Origin of the sequence: Streptomyces sp. NPDC058231, assembly GCF_042882275.1 — a bacterium.
Lineage (GTDB): Bacteria > Actinomycetota > Actinomycetes > Streptomycetales > Streptomycetaceae > Streptomyces.
This window is the reverse complement of record NZ_JBHVWN010000009.1, coordinates 155,673-171,007: the sequence shown is the minus strand read 5'-3', so window position 1 is coordinate 171,007 and position 15,335 is coordinate 155,673. Positions and strand designations below refer to the sequence as shown.

The window sequence follows — 15,335 nt, the reverse complement described above, 5'->3', positions numbered from 1 at the left end:
TGCGGCGCCCAAAATTCAACGCTATGGCCGGCAGTACCGGTTGGCAATTCGAGTCGGGGTCATGCGGCATCGAGCAATGGCACCCGCCGAGTTCGGGACGCCCGCTCCGCGCTCAGGCTGTCAATGCCACGGCGATGTCTTCGTCCTGCTCACCGTGGGCGGTGTGCGGGCCGCGCCGATCGCACGCTGCAGACTGGCCATCCAGATGGCGGCGTCCACCGCGTAGTACAGCAGCGGGTCGGGCCCCCGGCCTGCCGAGGCGACGCAGACGTCATGGATCACAGTGGTGTCGGCCGGGGATTCATCGGCATGGCCGCCCACGGGAGCGGGCTGATCCTGGCCGGAGCGCAGGCCGTGGCTGAACGGCAGCGACCCGAGCCGTAGCCGGTGGGCGGCGTCGCGCAGGTGCGCAGCGCTCCGCGGCCACGCGGACAGCGCGCCCGGCGGACAGTTGTCCAGCAGGACCTGTCCCATCGTGATGACCCGGTTGCCCACCAGCATGATCACCTGGAAGTCGGTCTCGGCGCCTGCCGTCCCTCGCCGCGGTGTCTGCCGTCGGTGGCGTACTGGGCGTAGCTCGCCTCCGCGATCCGCTGCGCGAGTCTCACCCTGGGCAGGTCGGTGGTCCGACCGCCCTCGGTGATGGTGTCGGTGACTTCGGTGACCGCGCGGGTGCCCTGGTCCAGCACCCGCGCACAGGCCCGTCGCAACTCGCCCGTACCGCCGTGCGGCCACGCGAGCAGCCCGACGAAGGCACCGATGAGCGCCCCGGCCAACACGTCCAGCGCCGCCGCCCACCCGTGGACCGCCAGCCACGTTCGAGCGTCACCAGCCCCGCCGCGAGCGGCAGGGCCGCCAGCAGCGTCGTCGCCCGTTGACGCGGCGTCCCCGGCACGGACGACAGGCCGCCCGCCGCCACGGCACCGAACAGCGCGTAGATCGCGACCGTCCGGTCACCCAGCCCGTACTTGGCGGCATAGAACCCCGCGCACGCCACAACCGTGACCCGTGCGGAACGCCGTACGGCGGTCAGACCCGGGTCCCGGGCCCGCAGCCACTCCGTCCAGCGCGGCACTCCCACCGCTCAACCGTAGGCCGCCACGGGTAGCCGGACCACCGCGCGCGGCACCGCACCGCGGCGCAGCGTGGCACTTGTGTGCCAGGCTCACCGACGATCACGGCTCCCGGCGTTCCGCGGTCGATGGCGTTCATGCCTCCGGCCGCCCGGAAGGACACGGCCTGCCGGCCTGAGTCGGAGAGCCGTCGTCAGTCGGTCGGCGAAGCAGGGCCGGCTTCCCGGCCCGCCATGCCTTCAGAAGATGGGCGGCCAGTCGGTTCTCGAGGAACATGGTCACATCCGCTCCGAAGGCCACGTCGGCCTCCAGGTGCGGCTCGTCGGCGAGCAGGCCGCCGATCACCTCTCGGCGCACGACCTGTTCGTGTACGGCGTCGGCCTCCACGTGCTCCGTGTAGAAGCGCTCGGCGGCTGGGCCGGCCCCGGTGCGCCGCATTGCCGCCGCGAGTCGGCGCGAGCCCGGCGACGAGGTGACCTCCACGCACGCGAAGTGGCCGACCAGCGCGCCACGCAGCGCACGGCGCAGGCCGAACAGTGTCATCACGTTCACGACGGCGAGGGCCGGGGCCGGCGCCGCGTCGAGGTAGTGGCCGTACCTGGTTTCCAGCCCCAGGTCGGCCATCAGCTCGGCGAAGAGCCGGGCGTGGACGTTCTCGGCCCTGCCGGCACCGAATTCGTCGTACTCGACGGCAGCCATTCCGGCCTTGGCCCGGTCTCGCAGCCGGGGAATCACCCAGACGTGAGGATCTGCCTCCTTGAGGTGGTACAGCGAGCGCAGAGCGGCGTATTCGCGGATCTGCCCCACCTCTCCCTCGTGCTCCAGATAGTGGGCGACGCCGTCCCGGTGGTCGTCGGACTCCAGCAACAGCCCGCCGAACACCGTGTCCACGTCCCGGCCGGGCACATCGGCACGCAGGGCGCCGAGGAAACGCTCTTCGAGTGCCTGGCGCAGCGGCATGAGCTCGGGGTCCCACTCACGGTCCTCGGCGACGCCGGCGAAACCGCGGTAGTGCATCTCGTAGAGCGTGTAGAGGGCCACGTGCAGATCGTCCCCGTAGGGGTCGGCCTCCTGCACCTGGGACACATCCGGTGAGGGCTTGTGCGGCGCGGCGAGCGTAGCGATCAGAGCTGCGCTGATGGGACCTCTGGCCACGGGAAGGGCGGGTTCCGTGCGATTGCGGTCAGTTGTGGTCGCCGTCATGGGGGTCCTCGGAGTCGGTGGCGCAGCGCTGGTCGACATCGGCGTGGTGCCCGGTGGCGGAGGACTTTCTGTGACCGCGGTGGCTCGTGTCGCACCACGGGTAGGCGCGGCTGCGACGGCAGGTGCAGACGGCGACGACGAACCGGTCGGACCTGGTGGTCGTACCGTCCTCCCCCACAACCTCCACCGGTCCTTCGATCAGGATCGGACCGTCACGGTCGACGGTCACCCGCCTGGGGCGATCAGCTTCGTTCGGCACGGACGACCACCAGTTCCTCCCTGTTCTCGTCGGCGCCGATCAGGCCCTGCGCTCGCAGCCATGGCAGTCGCGTGGTGATCACGGGTCCGAACGGCACATGGGACCGCTCGACCACCGCGCAGCGCAGGCCGGTGTCGGTCAGCTGTCTCAATGTCTCCTCGACTCCGCAGAGCCCGGAATGGACCATGAGCAGCACGCCGTGCGGTCGCAGCACACCAGGGGTGAAGGCGCAAATCCGGTCGACCGCCTGCCGCCCGCAGCAGCCGGCGTTCCAGGCGACGCCGGGTCGATGGATGCGGGCCCGGTGGGCGCGGGGGCTCGGCACGTACGGCGGATTGCTCACCACCAGGTCGAAGCGCTGCCCGGCGAGCGGCCCGATGAGGTCGCCGTGCCGCACCCGGACATGCAGTCCGGCGCGGACGGCGTTCATTCGGGCGGTCAGCACCGCCCGCCACGAGATGTCGGTCGCCGATACCCGGGCCCCCGTTCGCGCGGCCAGCAGGGCGAGCGCGCCGCTCCCGGTGCAGACGTCGAGGACGTCCGTGCCTGCCGCGATCCCTTCGGCATCCATGGCCCGGGCAAGCAGGTGGGTGTCGGCCTGCGGGGCGTAGACCCCGGGCAGAGTCCACAGGTTCCCGAGATCCATGGGCCGAGCGGCAGCGATTGTCATCGGGAACCTCCGTTGGGGAAAGCGACCCTTCCGGTGACTCGCCGGGGGCGAACCCGCTCCATCAAGGCTCGGCGCATCCGCAGTCCGCCGCCACCTGGGTGGGGGTCTTCCTCCTGCCCCCTGCCGGTGATCACATGCTCCAGAGCCTCTATTCGGGCAGCCGGATCCGATGTCCGTTCCGGTCCCGCGCCCACCACCCGTGCGGGCTCTCACCTGCCGGGCCCACTCGGGCCTGTGGTCCGGGACGCCGGCCTCCTGATTCCACACGGACGCACAGACGACTCGGGCGTAAGCTTCCGCTCAGCGTGGACGCGACGGGGGCGGAGCACATGGCGGCTGATTCGGCACAGAGGTGGGCTTCGACCCTCGATTCGGTCGTGGTGTACGCGCAGGGCGCCGTCTGCCGACGTCTGGCCCGGGGCAGCGTGCCGCCCGACGGCCGGGTGCGGGTGACGGGACTGCCCCGCTCGCTGGACCCGGGCTCGCTGCGGGCCCGCGTCCTGGGCGCCCCCGGGGTGCGTGTCACCGAGGCCCGGGTGGAAGTCGAGCCAGAGCCGCTCGGCACGGGCAGGCCCGAAGAGTTGCGGGGTGAGGTCGAGCGGCTGAGCGACGAGCATGCGGCGGCGCAGGGGCGCCGGGACCGGCAGTTGAACCGGATCGAGGAGGTCCGGGCGCTCCGTCCGGTCCCACCTGTCCGCAGGCGCGAGGACCCGCACCGCCGCACACCGGTCGACGCGTGGCTGGAGCTCGCCGACTTCGTCGACGAGCGGCTGGCGGGACTGCACAGGCGACTGGTCGAGTTGGAGGAGGCACTGCAGAACGTCGAGCACCAGCTCGCCGTCGCCTCCGACCGGCTCGCCCGCGCGTCCACCGACGCGCCGTCAGCGCACGTGGATACCACGGTCTGCGCGGTCCTGACCCTCGTCGGCACCGGTGACGCGGAGGTGGAGCTGGAGCTGGAATACGGGGCGCCGGGCGCCGTCTGGGTGCCGGCCTACCGTCTCACCCACCGTCAGGGCGACGGAACGGGCCGTCTGGTGCTGCGCGCCTCGGTCGCCCAGCGGACCGGCGAGGACTGGACCGGCGTGCGCATCGCCCTGGCCACCGCCGATCTTCGACGCCGCACCGACCTGCCGCGGCTCCGCTCGATCCGGATCGGACGCAGTCAGCCCGCCCCTGCGCCTTCCGGCTGGCGTGAGCCCCCGGCCGGGCTCGCCGACCTGTTTTCCGGGTACGAGGCGGCAGGCCCCGGCCCGGCCTCGGCGGCCGCGCTCCCGGCCGTAGCGGCCGGCTCCGCACCCGGAGCTTCCGCGGGCGGTCCCCTTCCGCCACCACCGCCTCCCCTGCCGCAGAGCTACGGCAGTCCGCCGGCTCCGGCCCCGGCGCCCGGCGGTGCTCCCCCTGGACTCCTCGGCGGCGGGATGCCCGCCCTCGCGCAGCCGGCCGGCCCGCGACCGGGCGACAGGCCGCGGGCCGGCAGCAGATCGTTCGCGGATGCTCCCGCCCCCATGGCGCCCGCGGCTCCCGGCGGGGCTGTGCCGGCGCCCCCGCCGGCGCAGGTGGCCGGTCCGCCGCAGCCGAGCGGCGCCGAGCTCGACTACGCCGCCGTTGTCCTGTGCGGCCCCGACGAGCAGAGTGGTCGCAGGGGCCGGCTGTTCCCCGGCTCTCCCTACGACCCGGTGGCCGCCGAGTACCGCCGCCGCGCCGAAACGGTCGCCGTGCTGCCGTTGCCCGGACAGGCCGTGCGGCCCAGGGAGTCGGCGGGTTCCTTCGACCACCGCTTCGATACCGCCGCCCGCGCGGACATTCCTTCGGACGGCACCTGGCACACCGTCACCGTCGGCGAGATCCCGGTCGGCCTGCGGACCGAGTACCTCTGCGTGCCGTCCGTGGAGCAGGCCGTGTACGCGACGTTGGTGCTCTCCAACGACACCGACCAGGCACTGCTGGCCGGCCCGGTGGAGGTCACCGTCGACGACGACTTCCTGCTGACCGCCGCACTGCCCACGCTCGCCCCCGGCGGTGTCCGCCGGGTGGGGCTCGGGCCCGCCGAGGGCATCGGAGTCACCCACCGTACGAACCTGCGCGAGTCGACCTCGGGTCTGCGGGGCAACACCACCGTGCTCGACCACCGCGTCCACGTGGAGCTGGCCAACCGGCTCGCCAGGACCGTCACCGTGGAAGTCCGCGAGCGAGTGCCGGTCACCACCGACCCGGACGTCAGGATCGAGGAACGGGCCGACTGGACGGAGCCCGAGGAAGGCGCGGGGCCTGACCGGTATGCGCCGGGCACCCGCGTCTGGCGACTGGACCTGCCCGCAGGCGACACCGCCGCCCTCGACGGCGGCTACGAGATCCGCATCCCGACCGGCAAGGCCCTGGTCGGCGGCAACCGCAGGAGCTGACACACACCATGTCCACGGTCCCGGAGCCGATCGCCCTCCCCGTCACTACCGTCACATGTTTCGAGGATCGTGCCCACATCGAGCGCGCCGTCGTGCTCGACCTGGAGGCCGGGGTCCAGCGGCTGCGCCTCGGGCCGGTCAGTGCGCTGGCCGTCGACCGGACCCTCCACGCCGAGTTGACCGCCGATCACCCCACGACCGTGCTCGACATGCGGATCGTCCGCGACTGGACGCCGCACGGGCCGCGGTCGTCCACCGGCGACGACACCGCCCTGCGCCACCGCGTACACGCCCTCGAAGAGGAGCGGCTGGCCGTGGGGCAGCGACGCGACCGGCTGCACGCCCGCCTCGACCTGCTCGGCCGCGTCGCCGCCGATCTGCTGCGGGAGGTCGGCGAAGGTGCCGGCTCCGGGGAGACCGACCGGCCGCGCTGGACCCGTGAGCTCGACCGGGTGGACGAGGAACGCGACGCACACGGCGAGCAACTCCGCTCCGTGGAGGCCCGGCTGGCTTCCCTCGCCGCCGAACTCGGGGAAGCCCAGCGGGTCATGCTCCTCTCCGAGGAGGAGCCCGCCGAGCTGGTCGGCCATATCGAGTTGACCGTGGAGGCCGAGGTCGCCGGGCCTGCCGGGCTGCGCCTGAGCCACCTCACCCCGTGCGCGCTGTGGCGGCCCGCCTACCGGGCCGTGCTCGACGGGGACTCCCTGACTCTGGAGACCGACGCGATGGTCTGGCAGCGCACGGGTGAGGACTGGTCGGACGCACGGCTGACATTGTCGACGGCCCGCTCGGCGCGGGCCACCGATCCGCCACGGCTGGACGAGGACCGGCTGACGCTCAAGGACCGCTCCGCAGCGGAGCGCCGCACGGTCGATGTCGAGCTGCGCGAGGAGGAGATCGGAGCCCTCGGCCCGGCCCCGGTGCTCGGCCTGCCGGGGGTGGACGACGGCGGCGAGGCGCGGGTGTTGCGATCCCCTGCGCCGGTCTCGGTGCCCGGTGACGGCCGCGCCCACCGAGTGCCGCTCTCCGCGTTCACCACGGCCGCGTCCAGTGAGTACGTCTGCTCACCGGAGTTGTCCCCGCTGGTCACCCAGGTGGTGCGGTTCCACAACCTGTCCGGTCACGCGCTGCTTGCCGGGCCCGTGGATCTGGTCCGCGGCAGCGGATTCAGCGGCCGTGGCACGCTCGACTTCACCGCCCCCGGCGCCCCGGTCGAGCTGGCCGTCGGCAGCTGCGACGACTACAGGGTGGTCCGGCATGCCGAGGAGTCCCGTGACTCCGCCGGAATCACTCAGCGAACCGTGGTCACCCGCACGGTCCGGCTGCACCTGTCCCGGTTCTCCGCCCCCGGGGAGAACGGCGAGCGGGTGGTCGTCCTCCGGGAGCGGATCCCGGTCTCCGAGGTATCGGCGGTGGAGATACGCCTGCACAAGGATTCGTGCTCCCCGGCGCCCGACGCGGTAGACGCCGAGGGCATCGCCCGCTGGGACGTCACGCTCCCACCCGGCGGCCACCGCACGGTCATCCTGGTCTACGAGCTGTCGGCAAGCGCCAAAGTCACCGGGCTCTGAGCACGAGGGCCGCTGAACGCCTGCTGATGCAGGTGTGATCCGGGCTCCCGCCGGCTGTCCCGCGCTGTTGTCGGGACGGCCCCGGCCGGGGTGCCGTCACCACTGTCGGCCCAGGAAGCTCGGCCGAACCCGGCGGTCGGCATGGTCGATGTTCTGCCTGTAGCGCTGCTGTGCTCCCCGCATTCCTCGTCGGGATCGTTCCTCACGCAGGTGGCCTGATCAACTTGCATCCGCCAGGTGCGGGGCGGGGCTGTGTCAGTCGGGGGACTTCGCCGGCAGCCACGGTTCGTGCCATCGCGGGTATCCGGCGACGAGCTTGCTCGCTCCCGCCGGTCCCCAGGTCCCCTGCCGGTAGCGCTCGGGGTCGCCGGGCACCTCCAGCAGGGGCTGGACGATTCGCCACGTCTCCTCCACCGAGTCCTCTCGGGTGAACAAGCTCGCGTTGCCTTGCATCGCATCACTGAGCAGGCGCTCGTACGGTTCGGGAGCCTCACCCAGCTCGGCCGCGAAGAGGAGGTCGAGGTCCACCAGTTGAGTGTCCTGCTTTCCCGGCTGCTTGGCCTGAATACGGAAGTTGATGCCGGGACTCGGATCGATCCGCAGGATCCACTGGTCGGGCTCGGGCGCGAGCCGCTCCGCGAACGCGAGCCGCGGCGGGCGCTTGAACACGATCCGGATCTCGGTCACCCGCTCGGGGAGCGACTTGCCGGCGCGGATGAAGAACGGCACCCCGGACCAGCGCCAGTTCTCGACCTCCAGCCGCAACCCGACGAAGGTCTCGGTGCGCGAGCGCGGCCGCACGCCGGGAACCTGCAGGTACCCCTCGTACTGCCCGCGGACGTAGTGGGCCGGGTCGGCGTCAGGGATCGCCCGGAACACATCGACCCGGCGGTCCCGGAGCGCGTCCGCATCGGCGCCTGACGGCGGCTCGGACGCCACCAGGGCGAGCAGCTGCAGCAGATGGTTCTGCACAACATCGCGGAGCGCGCCGACCGGGTCGTAGAAGTGCCCGCGGTCCTCGACCCCGAAATCCTCGGCCATGGTGATCTGCACGCAGGAGACGTGGTCGCGGTTCCACACCGGCTCGAACACGGAGTTGGCGAACCTCAGGAACAGAATGTCCATCGCCGGCTCCTTGCCGAGGAAGTGGTCGATCCTCAGCAGCTGATCCTCGTCGAGGAGCTGACGCAGCTCGGTGTTGAGGGCGCGCGCCGACGCGAGGTCGTGCCCGAATGGTTTCTCCACGACGACCCGGGCGCCCTCGGTCAGTCCGGCGTCTGCCAGGCCCCCGACCACCCGGGCAAACAGCGACGGTGGGATCTCCAGGTAGAAGACGGGGCGCCGCCTGCCGTTGACCGCCCGAGCGAGGCGACTGAACGTCTCCGGGTCGGCGTAATCGCCCTGCACATAGCTGAGTCGGGCGGCGAACCGGGCAAAGACACTGTCGTCGAGCGGCTCGCCCGCTGCCTCGATCGCCGCGCGGGCGTGGTCACGCAGCGCGTCGTCGGACCAGTCGTCGCGTGCCACTCCGACGATCGGGCAGGTCAGCAGCTTGCGCCGCTCAAGCCGATAGAGCGAGCGGAACGTCATCTTTCGCGCGAGGTCGCCACTGATCCCGAAAACGACCAGCACGTCTGCGGGAGCGTTCGACGAGTTCGAAGCCATCTGATCTCCCTTACGGAGCCGGCACGGCAAGAGGGTCGAACATCATGGTCATGCTGGCGGCTGGGCACCGGCGCCAGCAGGGCCCCGGCCGGCCGCCGCGTCCACGGGAACGAGCGACGCCGCCTCGACCCGGCCGGCGGGACACCACCGCGGTGCCGGCGACCGCATCGGGGTCGGCGACGACTTCGAGTTCGTGATGCACGGCCCTCAGCCGTTCTTCTCGGCGTGCCCGCCGAACTCCGAGCGCATCGCCGAGAGGATCTTGTCGGTGAACTCCCCGCCCTCCCTGGATTCGAAGCGCTCGTAGAGCGAGGTGGTGATGACCGGCGCCGGGACGCCTTCGTCCACCGCGGCGAGGACGGTCCAGCGGCCTTCCCCGGAGTCGGAGACCCGCCCGGCGAAGCCGGCGAGGGAGGGCGAGCCGGCGAAGGCGTCGGCGATCAGGTCGACCAGCCACGAGCCGACGACCGAGCCGCGCCGCCAGACCTCGGCCACCTCGCCGACGTCGATGTCGTACTGGTAGGCCCACGGATCGCGCAGCGGCGTCGTCTCTGCGTCGACCTCCTGCCGGCTTTTTCCGGCGTCCGCACGCTTGATGATGCTGAGGCCCTCGGCGATCGCGGCCATCATCCCGTACTCGACCCCGTTGTGGACCATCTTCACGAAGTGCCCGGCGCCGTTCGGCCCACAGTGCAGGTACCCGAGCGGGGCGGTGCCGTCGGTCCGGGTCCGGCTCGGCGTCGGCTCGGCGCTGCCCTCGCCGGGAGCGATCGTCTTGAAGATCGGGTCGAGATGAGCCACGACCTCGTCCTCGCCGCCGATCATCAGGCAGTAGCCGCGCTCCAGCCCCCAGACCCCACCACTGGTCCCGCAGTCGACATAGTGCAGCGACCTGCCCGCAAGACGCTTGGCGCGCGTGATGTCGTCGCGGTAGTAGGAGTTGCCGCCGTCGATCAGGATGTCGCCGGGCTCCAGCAACGGCTCGAGCTGGTCGAGGATGGAATCGACGATCGCAGCCGGAAGCATGAGCCAGAGGACCCGTGGCTTGTCCAGTTTCGCGACGAAGTCCTGGAGTGAGCCTGCGCCCGTCGCGCCCTCGCCGGCCAGTTCGGCGACGGCGTCCGCGTTGACGTCGGACACGACGCAACGGTGGCCGTCCTGCATCAGCCGACGCACCAGATTCGCCCCCATCCGGCCGAGCCCGATCATCCCGAGCTGCATGGGCTTGTCTGTCGGCATGTTGCGCCTCCTGGTCCTTGAGCGTGCGGTAGTGCCGGATCAGCGCTTTCGCCGACGCGTCGTGACCGAGCTCAGGTTCGGTCGCGCTCTCGAGCTCCGGGATGACCGCGACAGCAAGCACCTACCGGGCTCGACGCCCCACTGGTCGAAGGAGTCGATCCCCCAGATCGTCCCCTGGGTGAACCCGCTGCGCTCGTTGAGCGCGACCAGCGGTGCCGAGCCGGTCCGGGGTGAGCACTTCAGGCCGGGTCCGTATTGCACGTCGCGGGGTCGGGATCCGGACCCGCTCACCGATGAGGCTGTCGAGCTCGATGTCGACCGGCGCTCCCTGGATACCGGTCCCACCGATGTCGACCCCCAGCACGTGGACCGTCTTGTCCGGAAGTGCCTCCGCCGCTGCCGCTCCCCTCAGGGGCTCGCCCAAAATGTGCTGTGCGAGTTCTGGACGCCAGGCACCGCAAGAGCTTCGCCACATACTTTTCAAGATTTACATATACCCCTTATGTTCACAACATCCACCCTTTCAGGGTTATATCGAAATCTAAGGGGTATATCCAAACATTGCGTGCCGGCAAGGGCATTAGCCTTCCCTCCGTTCGAGAGGAACGCGACCGCGACTGACGCCGGCCGCGACGGTGTCCTCCAGCAAGTCGGAGATCGACCACGGGGAACCCGTCCCACAGGCCCCGCGCATCCATGCGCCGTTGCCTTTCCCCACCCGGACCTGCCGCGACCAGAGCTTACGGAGGCGTGATGCCGACCCGACCGATCCGCCTGCTTCTTGCCGACGTCGACGGCACTTTGGTCACGGGCGACAAGCTCCTCACCGACCGCGCCGTCCAGGCGGTCCACAAGCTCCACGACGCCGGCGTCCTCTTCGCGGTGACCAGCGGGAGACCACCCCGCGGCATGTCCATGATCATCGAACCCTTGGCGCTGACCACTGAACTCGCCGCCTTCAACGGTGGCCTCATCGTCAACCCGGACATGACCGTTGTCGAACAGCAGGTCATTCCCGTGGAGGTGGTGGCCCCGGTCGTCGCGCTGATGGAGTCGTTCGGCCTCAGCGTCTGGATCTACCGGGGCGCCGACTGGTTCGTCCGCGATCTCAAGGGGCCGCACGTCGATCGCGAGAGCTGGACGGTGCAGTTCTCGCCCACGCTCGTTCCCGGTTTCGACGGGCTCGAGCAGGGCGCCGCCAAGGTCGTCGGGGTCAGCGACGACCACCAGGTCGTAGAGGCGGCCGCGGTCGCAGCTCGCGCGCAGTTCGGCGAGCAGGTCTCGGCCGCCCGCTCGCAGCCCTACTACCTCGATGTGACCCATCCGCAGGCCAACAAGGGCGGTGTCGTGAAGTACTGGTCCGCCAAGCTCCGGATTTCCCCCGAACAGATCGCCACGATCGGCGATATGCCCAACGACGTGCTGATGTTCGCCCACTCGGGGCTGTCCATCGCGATGGGCAACGCCAGCCACGAGGTCCAGCGCGCGGCGAGGCGGGTCACCACAAGCAACGAGGAGGAGGGTTTCGCGAACGCGGTCGAGCGGTTCGTCCTATGACCCGCACCACCGTATTCGAGCATCACGGCCGCCTCCTCCGTCCGCGACGATGTCGCGACACACCGCGGTGACAGTCCCGCGGCGGGCCGGCGCAGGCGCCCGGTCCGCGCGGCTCCCGCACGGTGGGGAGACCCCGGCGAGAAGTCGAACGGGAGTGAGGCGGCGAATCCCGCGGCGGAACTCCCGCCTCCGGGGGAGGATCGCGCACTTCTCGCTCACATCGGGATGCTCTGTGCCCGGGCGTACTGGTGGATCAGTTCGCCGCCGATCTCCGCGGCCAGCGCGGCGGTGATCCCGGACCGGTCCTCAGGCGGAGACACCCCCATCACCTCGAACCCGACCGGGCACAGGTCCCCGACGCAACGCAACAGCCCGAGGACCTCCCGTGAGGTGAGCCCGCCCGGAACCCGGGTACCGGTACCGGGAGCGAAGGCCGGGTCGGCGACGTCGACGGCCACCGAGACGTAGACGGGCCGGCTGCCGATCCGGTGCCGGACGACTCCGGCGGCACCCCGGACGCCCAGTCGGCCGAAGCGGCCGACGTCCAGCATCGCCCCTCCCTGGGCACGGCCGGAGGCATCGGCGTCGCGCAGGCCGATCCGGACCACCGCGGACGGGTCGACCAGTTGCTCCTCGACCGCCTGGTACAGGACATCACCCTGAGGGTGCGAACCCACGGGGTCCGCGGCCAGGTGGAGAAAGGCGACAGGACCGTGCCGCTCGGCCACCGCGCGCAGCGCCGCCACGGTCAACGACCGGCCACCGCCGAGCAGCAGCACGGCGGCGTTGCCGGCGAGCAGGCGGGACAGACGCCTGTACAGAACCTCGGGCACGGAGCCGGAGGCCCAGGGCGTCAGGTCGACGTCCCCGCCGTCCACGCAGTCGACAAGGTCGAAGGTGCCCGGGCCGCGGTCCGCGCCGGGGACGTGCGCGAGGGCGGACACGTCCCGAACGGCACCGGGCCCCAGGCGGAGGCCGGGGCACCGGCCCGACTCGTCGTACGGCACGCCGAGAACCACGAGGTCACGGGCTGTCGGGTCGCGCTCGAGCGGCAGCCGCATGAACGTGAGAGGCCGCGCGCGGGAGCACGCGGGCGGGGCGATGCGCTCCACGGTCGGCAGTTTCCCTCCAGGGTTCGGCGAGTTGTCGGCAGCGGGCGGGCGGACCGTCCGGGGCGGACGGACGGCCTCCGGCCACTGTGCCCGGGGCCGCTCTCCCCGCTCTCTCCCCCGCGTATCGGCAAAGGCCCGGACAACCGCAGGTCGTGCGGGCGAGAAGGCCTCACCCCTTCCGCGGCCTCGCCCCGTCCGCGTCCTTCCGACCCGCGACACACCGCCGACCGGACCGGGGACCGACCCGACCCGTCGCGGACGGTAATGTTCTCGCGACTCCTGGTGTCCGACACAGGTGGGGAGACGATGGCGGAAAGGCGTAGGGCCCTCAGGGTCCCGCGGGCGGCGCCGAGTACCGCGGTCACCGGAGCCGGCCCGGTCGCACACCCACCCGCGGGCCGTCGGCGCAGCCCCTTTCCCGTCCGTGTCCAGCTGCGCTGGCTCGGCGTCAGCGGGTGGGAAATCGTGATCGGCCGAGGGCACCGCAGGCGGAGCATCCTGTTCGACCCCTATCTGAGCCGAATGCCCTTCACCGATGCCCAGGGCGTCGCGGAGCACGGCATCCCGCTGCGCCTCGACCACGAGGCGGTCGAGGCGGTCGCGTCACGGCATCTCACCGGCGCCCCCGAGCTGATCCTGGTGAGCCACGGGCACTTCGACCACATGGCAGACGTCCCGCAGCTCCTCGCCCGGCCGGACTGGCGGCAGTCGCGCATCCGGGTGCTGTGCGACGCGACGGTGTCCAACCTGCTCGCGGCCATGGGCACCCCGCGGCGGCGGCTCGCGGACGCCGTCCTGGTCAAGGGCGGGGAACACCTCCAGTTCGACGGGTACACGGTGGAAATCTTCCGCAGCCTGCACAGCCGGCGCCCCGACTACGGCTACTTCGCCCCCGGCCATCGGCTGGTCCCGCCGCCCCGGCCCTCGGTCCTGGGTGATTTCGTCGAGGGGGACACGCTCTCCTACCAGGTGTCCGTCGAGGGCGGGCCGTCGATCCTGCTCATGGGGGCGAGCAACTTCGCCGAGCGGGAGATCACCGGGATCCGCCCGGACGTGGCGGCGGTGCCGATGACCACGACCAGAGCGGTCCACCGCTACCCCGAGCGGCTCCTCGAAACCGCCGGAAACCCGCCGGTGCTGATTCCCTGTCACCACGACGACATGGTCACGCCGCTGACGGGCCCGCCGGGCCTCCTGGCGGCCTCCACCGCCGAGTCGTCGGTACGTGAACTGGCGGCGGCAGGTCCCGGCTCACGCGTCGTGGCCCCACGCCACCTGGAGGCCATGGACCTGGCCGCCGTACTCACCTGACGGAGGTGCCGCCCGCCGGCGTGTCGTACAGGTCCAGGTAGGAAGGGAAGAGACCGCCGGGAGTGTCGGTGGTCCGGGCGGCCAGCGCCGCGTGCACCACGGCCCGGGAGACCACGTCGGCACCCGCCGCGAGGATCTCGTTGACCGCCGCCACATCGGTGTGGGCCCGCCAGCCGGTACGGTCCGCGGTGCCGTCCTCGTCGCCGCCGGCCAGAGGCAGCCGGCCGGTCGACAGCGCGAACACGGTGTCGCCGTCGGTCAGCAGGTGGACCGGCCGGATCGCGCGGGCCAGGCCGTCGTGAGCGGTGCCCGCCAACTTCTGCGCCTGTGCGCGGGTGAGGGCGACGTCGGTGGCCACGACGGCCAAGGTCGTGTTCAGCTGCCGTACCTCGTCGACCTGCCGCCGCCGGCTCTCCTCGCGCGCGGCGGCCAGACGTTCCCGTGCCCGGGAGTGCACCGCGGCGTCCGGGAGCGGGGCGCGCAGCCCGTGGGCTCGGAACTCGTCGCCCACCGCTGTCCAGGCCCCGTACAACGCACCGGTGGCCGGGTCCAGGAGCGAGCCGGAAGCGTTGACCGCGGCCAGGGCCGCGACGGTCGCCCCGGACGGCAGGACGACGCTCGCCGTGCCGACGCCGCCCTTCATGCCGCCGGCCACCGCGCCCGTGCCGGCCCCCGCACAGCCCTGGAGGACGGACTCGCCCTCACCACCGCGGGCCGCCTCCACGACGGCCTCCCGCCCCAGCGCCGCCCCCGGCCGGGCCGTCCAGAGACCGCCGCGCCCCAGATCGAACAGGGCGGCGGCGGGCACGACCGGCACCACCTGGGCCGGGCCGGCGCCCACCCGGAAACCGCGGCCCTGCTCCTCCAGCCAGGCCGCCGCACCGGCCGCCGCCTCCAGTCCGAAGGCGCTGCCACCGGTCAGCACCACCGCGTCGATACGCGCCACCAGGTTGCGCGGATCCAAGGCATCGGTCTCCCGGGTTCCCGGCCCGCCGCCGCGTACGTCGACCGCCGCGACCACCCCGTCCTCCGGGGCGAGGACCGCGGTGACACCGGTCAGCCAGCCGTCACCGGTGCGCGCTGCGTGCCCGACCCGGATCCCGGCCACGTCCGTCAACGCGTTCCGCGGTCCGGTGCGCGGTGCCGGCCCGGGTGTCCGCATCCCACTCATCCACTGCCCTCAGCTCTCTCTTGCCTGCCTCGACGGCGGCGGTCCGCACCGCCGTCCCGCCCGTATGATCCTCCCGGCCCGCCGTACAGGGACGTGGAC

General features: G+C 71.9%; 14 protein-coding genes. 4 read left to right on the top strand and 10 right to left on the bottom strand.

The features are described from left to right. Window positions 1-120 precede the first annotated feature (120 nt). The 5 genes from ACFVXE_RS09710 to ACFVXE_RS09690 all read right to left on the bottom strand — a co-directional run bounded on the left by ACFVXE_RS09710 (window position 121) and on the right by ACFVXE_RS09690 (window position 3,205). Entirely contained in the window at window positions 121-507 is a 387-nt protein-coding gene (locus ACFVXE_RS09710) for a hypothetical protein (protein WP_389670480.1), read from the bottom strand. Beyond that, the gene (locus tag ACFVXE_RS09705; protein WP_389670479.1) at window positions 504-776 is read right to left on the bottom strand and encodes a hypothetical protein; all 273 of its coding nucleotides are present in this window, start codon (window positions 774-776) and stop codon (window positions 504-506) included. Before ACFVXE_RS09705 ends, ACFVXE_RS09710 begins: the two co-directional genes overlap by 4 nt. Before the next feature lie 432 nt (window positions 777-1,208). Beyond that, window positions 1,209-2,276, bottom strand: a complete 1,068-nt coding sequence (locus tag ACFVXE_RS09700; RefSeq protein WP_389670478.1) for an iron-containing redox enzyme family protein — start codon at window positions 2,274-2,276, stop codon at window positions 1,209-1,211. After that, window positions 2,257-2,505, bottom strand: coding sequence for a CDGSH iron-sulfur domain-containing protein (locus ACFVXE_RS09695; protein WP_389670494.1), 249 nt, complete (start codon window positions 2,503-2,505; stop codon window positions 2,257-2,259). The genes ACFVXE_RS09700 and ACFVXE_RS09695 overlap by 20 nt, the downstream gene beginning before the upstream one ends. A gap of 13 nt (window positions 2,506-2,518) precedes the next feature. Next, window positions 2,519-3,205 carry a HemK2/MTQ2 family protein methyltransferase gene (locus ACFVXE_RS09690; RefSeq protein WP_389670477.1) on the bottom strand — a complete coding sequence of 229 codons (687 nt, stop codon included), beginning with the start codon at window positions 3,203-3,205 and terminating at the stop codon, window positions 2,519-2,521. Window positions 3,206-3,534: 329 nt separating this feature from the next. Between ACFVXE_RS09690 and ACFVXE_RS09685 the strand changes: the two genes are divergently transcribed. Both ACFVXE_RS09685 and ACFVXE_RS09680 read left to right on the top strand, forming a co-directional pair. Beyond that, entirely contained in the window at window positions 3,535-5,610 is a 2,076-nt protein-coding gene (locus ACFVXE_RS09685) for a DUF4139 domain-containing protein (RefSeq protein ID WP_389670476.1), read from the top strand. An 8-nt stretch (window positions 5,611-5,618) separates the two neighbouring features. Further along, entirely contained in the window at window positions 5,619-7,181 is a 1,563-nt protein-coding gene (locus ACFVXE_RS09680) for a DUF4139 domain-containing protein (protein ID WP_389670475.1), read from the top strand. Window positions 7,182-7,436: 255 nt separating this feature from the next. Here the strand turns inward: ACFVXE_RS09680 and zwf are convergent, their stop codons facing one another. From zwf to ACFVXE_RS09665, 3 genes are all read right to left on the bottom strand, one after another. After that, entirely contained in the window at window positions 7,437-8,846 is a 1,410-nt protein-coding gene (gene zwf / locus ACFVXE_RS09675; RefSeq protein WP_389670474.1) for a glucose-6-phosphate dehydrogenase, read from the bottom strand. 207 nt (window positions 8,847-9,053) lie between these two features. Then, window positions 9,054-10,085: a phosphogluconate dehydrogenase (NAD(+)-dependent, decarboxylating) gene (gene gnd / locus ACFVXE_RS09670; protein WP_389670473.1), complete on the bottom strand. Its 1,032-nt coding sequence runs from the start codon at window positions 10,083-10,085 to the stop codon at window positions 9,054-9,056. 39 nt (window positions 10,086-10,124) lie between these two features. Further along, a complete protein-coding gene (locus ACFVXE_RS09665; protein WP_389670472.1) occupies window positions 10,125-10,346 on the bottom strand; it encodes a hypothetical protein in 222 nt (73 codons plus the stop codon). A 492-nt stretch (window positions 10,347-10,838) separates the two neighbouring features. Between ACFVXE_RS09665 and ACFVXE_RS09660 the strand changes: the two genes are divergently transcribed. Next, the gene (locus ACFVXE_RS09660; protein WP_389670471.1) at window positions 10,839-11,642 is read left to right on the top strand and encodes a Cof-type HAD-IIB family hydrolase; all 804 of its coding nucleotides are present in this window, start codon (window positions 10,839-10,841) and stop codon (window positions 11,640-11,642) included. Between the two features lie 215 nt (window positions 11,643-11,857). Here the strand turns inward: ACFVXE_RS09660 and ACFVXE_RS09655 are convergent, their stop codons facing one another. After that, window positions 11,858-12,754, bottom strand: a complete 897-nt coding sequence (locus ACFVXE_RS09655) for an arginase family protein (RefSeq protein WP_389670470.1) — start codon at window positions 12,752-12,754, stop codon at window positions 11,858-11,860. A 465-nt stretch (window positions 12,755-13,219) separates the two neighbouring features. Here ACFVXE_RS09655 and ACFVXE_RS09650 point away from each other — a divergent pair, with 465 nt between their 5' ends. Continuing rightward, the gene (locus tag ACFVXE_RS09650; RefSeq protein WP_389670469.1) at window positions 13,220-14,065 is read left to right on the top strand and encodes an MBL fold metallo-hydrolase; all 846 of its coding nucleotides are present in this window, start codon (window positions 13,220-13,222) and stop codon (window positions 14,063-14,065) included. Here the strand turns inward: ACFVXE_RS09650 and ACFVXE_RS09645 are convergent. Continuing rightward, on the bottom strand, window positions 14,058-15,236 hold the full coding sequence (locus tag ACFVXE_RS09645; RefSeq protein WP_389670468.1) for a P1 family peptidase: 1,179 nt from the start codon (window positions 15,234-15,236) through the stop codon (window positions 14,058-14,060). The genes ACFVXE_RS09650 and ACFVXE_RS09645 overlap by 8 nt on opposite strands. Between the last annotated feature and the right edge of the window lie 99 nt (window positions 15,237-15,335).